Source organism: Microcystis sp. M090S1 (assembly GCF_020246295.1).
Classification (GTDB): Bacteria; Cyanobacteriota; Cyanobacteriia; order Cyanobacteriales; family Microcystaceae; genus Microcystis; species Microcystis aeruginosa.
Genome location: NZ_JADBTF010000301.1, coordinates 1 through 5,056, shown reverse-complemented (window position 1 = coordinate 5,056; position 5,056 = coordinate 1). Strand labels below are relative to the sequence as shown.

Genomic DNA, 5,056 nt, shown 5'->3' with positions numbered 1-5,056 from the left:
CAATTGTTTTTGATCTAGAGCGAACTAATCAATTAAGTCTCTTGCCAGATAAGGATTTAGTCAATTTATGCCCCCCTACCGAACCATACCAAGTAACGAAGAACCCAAAAGCCTTATTTTAAAAGGGTTTTACCATTATTCAGCAAGCCCTAATTATTATGGGTTTCGCCATTGAGAGCGATCTATATCTGGCAAGGCTTGCGCTTATTGTTAATTTTTTTAAACGGCAAAAAAATTAACAAATTTAACCATCGAATCACCAGAGCCTGCTGAAGCTTTCAGCCTCTATATATTTGCTAAATACAAAAATCATCTATTTTTAGGGCAAGGTAAAAGCAGCAATTACGGGATAATGATCGGAAGGAATAAGATTCAACCAACGGGAAGGATCGACTTTTGCCCAATCTAACTGTAAACGGTTATCATAATAAATTGTATCGATGGCTAAATAAGGGGTATCGGTGTAATTATTAAAGCTCATTTGTTCGGCTAATTCCAAATCGGCTAAAGCATCCTTTAATCTAATTTCTGACTGGAGAGGTTGAGTTAAAATCTGACGGGGTAATTGCTGAGAATTAACATTAAAATCCCCCGTTAAAAATAGGTAATCTTCTGTTAAATCTAGTTGACAAAAATGCTCTTGTATGCACTTAGCCCCTAAGTCCTTAGCTTGGTCGCTATAGTAATCGAGATGGGTATTATAAAACTGCAAAGTTTGCCCCTCAAGAGTGCCAAATTTAGCCCCCGTTACCATGCGGGGATAAGGATTACCCCAAGCTTCAGTGATACTGCCAATAATATCGGGAGTTTCTGATAGCCAAAATTCGTATATTTCCAAACATTTTAACCGACTTGGTTGATATAAAATCGCACAATGTTCATCTAATCCTGTTCCCCTGCGATCGCTGCCTAAACTTTGGTATTTTGGCAATAAACGGTGTAGATCCAATAGTTGATTAGCGCGAGCTTCCTGAGTACCAATTATATCGGGAGAATAGCGAGCAATTAAAGCCGCTACTGCTTCCCTTCTTACTCGCCAATTACCCTCATCGGGATCGGGTTTATCGTAGCGAATATTAAAGGACATTGCTGTTAGTTTCATAGGAAAATGGAGAATGAGGAAGGGAATCGGGAGTGGGAAGTGGGGAAGTGGGGAAGTGGGGAAGTGGGGAAGTGGGGAAGTGGGGAAGTGGGGAAGCTGTCTCATCACCCTATCACCCCAAAACCCTCCGCAACGCGCACGCAGTGACCACCCTATCACCTGAATACTGAATACTGACTCCTGACTCCTAACTCCTAATAATTAATTATCAGGATTTTTTGGCAATTGTCCAGAAGGGAAAAGTCTGACTGGGATTGATGATAACTCCCGTGATGCCATTGCGAGCAAAAGCGTATTCCTTGGTTTGCCAAAGGGGAATATAGGGAACTTCATCGGCGAGAATTTCTTGAATTTTGCCAAAAATTTGCTTTCTTTTGGCTGGGTTACTTTCCCGACGGGATTGTGCGATTAATTGATTCATTTCTTGACTATAAAAAAATGAGCCTTGACTTTGCGATCCTCCTTCTTCGCAGCCAGTTTCTGGGGAACCTTTAGCACAATCTAAAAAGGGATAAATATAGTTATCTGCATCCAAAAAATCCGGATACCAATTAGATAGAGCAGTGGTATAAAGTCCCCGGCCAATATTACGGAAAAAGGCCGCTCCTAGGATACTATTGGGTTCAAATTGAATCCTATTATCTAAATCCCGTTTTGCTAGAGCTTTCATCACTGCCGCCACGCTGCTGGAAGTAATCGATCCCGAGGAGTGCCAAACTTCTACAATTGCTGGGTTTTCTTGACTATAACCAGCGGCTTTTAGTAATTGTTTAGCTTGCTCTATATTATGGTTGCCATAGCGCTCTTTAAACACCGGTTGTGACTCGGAAAAAGTAGTAGGAATGAGACTAAAAAGAGGGATGCCTTGACCTTGTAAAATGCGCTCATTAAGTAAATCTCGATCGACTAGAGAAGCAATGGCTTGTCGCACTAAAATATTATTGGTGGGTTCACTTTTGAGATTGAGGCTCATAAAGTTAATTGCTGCCCCAGAAGATTCGAGTGCTTGCCATTTTCCCTGAGCCGCTTCTGTGCGTAATTTTCTCACTTGAGGAGGGAGTAAAGATTGATAGGCAATATCCACCGCACCCGTCTGAAAACCGTTGAATAAATTGGCAGGATTCGAGAGATAAATTTGAACATTAACTCCCTTATTTTTGGCCGGTTCTCCCCAATAGCGATCGAAGGCTTCTAAACTAAAAGAATCGCTGGTAACTGCTTTTAATCGATAATGTCCCGTGCCGATAAATTCTTCAGGTTTAAATTTACCCTCGCCAATTTGATAAAATTTAGGTGAAACTGCACAGGCTCCGGGATAAGCTAAAAGAGCGGGAAAGGCGGCAAAAGGTCTGGTTAGTTTAATAGTAATTTCGTCTTCTTTGGTAGCGGTGATTTTATCAATTGTATCCCGGAGAAGAAAGGAAGGTTCACCACCATTTTTGATAAATCTTTCTAGGGAAAACTTCATCGCCTCTGCGTTAAAAACCGTGCCATCATGAAAAATAACTCCTCGACGTACTGGGATAGTATAGGTCAAACCATCGGGGCTAATTTTGGGTAATTCCGTGGCCAGGAGAGGCTTTAAATTAGTGGTTCCTTCTGCGTAGGTGTAGAGAGTTTCACCGAGATTATAAATAATAAAAAGTCCTGCTAACTCATAACTATCGGCAGGATCGATCGAGCGTGGTTTTAGGGTTGTCCCGATCATCAGGCGATCGCTATCTCGTTGTGGTAAATTGGAATTAGTGGACTGACAGCCCACGGTCAGAAGAAGACAGAGGCAAAATAAACTTAAATAGCGGTAAAGTTGGCGTAAAGGTCTCATCGATGGCGATTAACGGCAGCTAGGTATCAATCAATCCTATCATTTTTGAGGATAATCTTTTTCCCTAGGTTCCCTTAAGGAACTAGGTTGATTGCTTAATTGGTTAGTAAAAATTCTTCAATAACTGGACTGATTACCCGGAAAATTAAATTAAATTTTCTGGTCGAGAATGGCAAAAACTTGATAAATTTGGCCAAGAAGAAGAGCCAGGGCCGAAAAGGTGTTAAATGGTTCAGGATAGCTGGAGCTATGGAGGCAGATAAACAGGGGAATGGGTCAGATTTTTAAGCCTAGATCAGGTGACAGCAACTAATTAGAAACTCATCTTCTTTTATAAACCTCTTGCATAATTAATTTTTCAGAGTTCAAAAACGGCAAAAATAAGGATTAAATGGCATAAAGTCTATAAATAGACCATTTAACTGATTATTATTCATTCTTAATTCTCCTGACTACTGACTACTGGCTACTGACTCCTAACCCTAACAACAATTTTTGATTTTTACAAGAGGTCTTATCTATCAGCCATTTAGGTTAATCCTGTCCCTTCTAAACAAGCTCGATCGAAAATTGCCCCCGTGGTTACTGCCGAGGCTAAACTAGCACAAAGAAGATTGGCATTAGTAAAATTTGTTCCCCGTAAAACCGCCCCGAAAAAAATTGCTTCCTCTAAATCAGTTGCCGACAGATCTGCCCCAGAAAGATTAGCGCTAGTAAAATCCGCTTGGGTTAAAATCGCCCCGACAAAACTCACTCCCCGGCCATCGACACCGCGAAAATCCGCCCCGGACAAATCTAGATGATTAAAAACCGCCCCAGCTAAAAAAGCGCCGGCCAAACTTGCCCCAGTCACGATCGCATCGAGGAGAATTGCCCCGCGTAAATCGGCATTACGAAAATCTGCTCCCCTTAAATTTGCCCCTGTCAGGTCAGCACCGCGTAAATTTGCCCGTAAATTCGCCCCTGCTAGGTCGGCCCCCGCTAAATCAGCCCCTGACAAGTTCATGCCCGCTAAATCTTTTATCTGACCCTGACGAATTGCTAATAAATCAATACTGGGAAAAGTCATGTTCAGCCACGGTTAAATACTGTAAAAATATCTTAGAATATTCGTAAACCTTTGTTAAGAAAGTGCTCCATGTCCCTAGAGCTATTATCCCTAGAAAATATTGAAGAAATCGCCCACCAATACGGATACTGGGCAGTATTTGTCGGCATCACCCTCGAAAATATGGGGATTCCCATCCCGGGAGAAACCATCACCATTGTGGGCGGCTTCCTTGCCGGTAGCGGTGATTTGAACTATTGGTTAGTTTTAGTCAGCGCAATTACAGGAGCAGTTTTAGGCGATAATTTTGGCTATTGGCTCGGTCGCGCCGGGGGTTGGCCGTTTTTGTTAAAAGTTGGCAAATTCTTTCGGATTCCACCTCAAAAACTAGAATTAGCCAAGGAACAATTTAGTAAAAATGCACCCCGGGCGGTCTTTTTCGGTCGCTTCGTGGCCCTGTTAAGAATCTTTGCAGGTCCAATGGCGGGAATTGCCCGAATGCCCTACGGTCGCTTTTTCCTCTGTAATCTCGGTGGAGCAACGGTGTGGGCGACGATTATGGTGACATTATCCTTCTTTTTAGGCCGTTTGTTCCCCTTGCACCAGTTAGTCAGTTCTATGGCTCGTTTTGGTATCTTGGCTTTAATTATCGTCCTGGCCTGGACAATTATCCACCCCATCCTTGAGTCACGGAAAACGGCGGTTTAAGCCCGTCATTTCAGTTATCAGTGATCAGTTATCAGTTATAAACGGCAAAATTAAGGATTAAATTGTATAAAATCTGTAAATAGACCATTTAGTTAATTATTATTCATCCTTAATTCTCCTGACTACTGGCTACTGACTCCTAAACCTAACAACAATTTTTGATTTTTTTACAAGAGGTCTAGTGACTAAGCTGTACTGAATGGGACTTAGGCGTTTTCGGTCAGCAAAAAAGGCTCAAACCATTACGGGACAAATGGTTAACCTCGATTTATGATTTTCCTTGATATATCTGGGTTTCAGCGATTTTGGGCTTCTCGAAGTAAATCCCAAGCGGGGATTGGAGTTGAGGCTTTTCTCGATTTGTTTTTTGTCT

General features: G+C 41.9%; 4 protein-coding genes. 1 reads left to right on the top strand and 3 read right to left on the bottom strand.

Going from position 1 to position 5,056, the window contains the following annotated elements:
- Window positions 1-319 precede the first annotated feature (319 nt).
- The 3 genes from IM477_RS13040 to IM477_RS13030 form a co-directional block, all read right to left on the bottom strand.
- On the bottom strand, window positions 320-1,102 hold the full coding sequence (locus tag IM477_RS13040) for an endonuclease/exonuclease/phosphatase family protein (RefSeq protein ID WP_287732068.1): 783 nt from the start codon (window positions 1,100-1,102) through the stop codon (window positions 320-322).
- A 208-nt stretch (window positions 1,103-1,310) separates the two neighbouring features.
- A complete protein-coding gene (locus tag IM477_RS13035) occupies window positions 1,311-2,927 on the bottom strand; it encodes an ABC transporter substrate-binding protein (protein WP_287732067.1) in 1,617 nt (538 codons plus the stop codon).
- A gap of 529 nt (window positions 2,928-3,456) precedes the next feature.
- Window positions 3,457-3,996 (bottom strand): pentapeptide repeat-containing protein, encoded by a 540-nt coding sequence (locus IM477_RS13030; protein WP_287673242.1) that lies wholly within the window; start codon window positions 3,994-3,996, stop codon window positions 3,457-3,459.
- 69 nt (window positions 3,997-4,065) lie between these two features.
- Between IM477_RS13030 and IM477_RS13025 the strand changes: the two genes are divergently transcribed.
- Window positions 4,066-4,683, top strand: a complete 618-nt coding sequence (locus IM477_RS13025; RefSeq protein ID WP_287732066.1) for a DedA family protein — start codon at window positions 4,066-4,068, stop codon at window positions 4,681-4,683.
- Window positions 4,684-5,056 lie beyond the last annotated feature (373 nt).